Below are 209 nucleotides of genomic sequence, written 5' to 3'. Positions count from 1 at the left end.
ACGGTGCGGCTGCGGGTGCGCAACACCGGTGACGTCGTCGACGAGTACCGCTTCGAACCGGTGGGGAGCGTCGCGCCGTGGACGACGGTGGAGCCGCCGACGCTGCGGCTCTACCCCGGCACGACGGGCACGGTCGAGCTGACGTTCGCCCCGCCGCGCACCCCGGACGCGACGGCCGGCCCCAACCCGTACGCGATCCGCGTCACGCC

1 pseudogene is annotated in these 209 nt (G+C 75.1%); it reads left to right on the top strand.

The annotated features are described in order from the left end of the window. Nucleotides 1-3 precede the first annotated feature (3 nt). A pseudogene (locus tag ALMP_RS42520) lies at nt 4-209 on the top strand (hydrogenase expression protein); the annotation flags it as partial.

Origin of the sequence: Streptomyces sp. A012304 (genome assembly GCF_026008495.1) — a bacterium.
Classification (GTDB): domain Bacteria; phylum Actinomycetota; class Actinomycetes; order Streptomycetales; family Streptomycetaceae; genus Streptomyces.
Note: the sequence above shows the minus strand (reverse complement) of the source record. Positions and strands in the feature narration are given on the sequence as shown.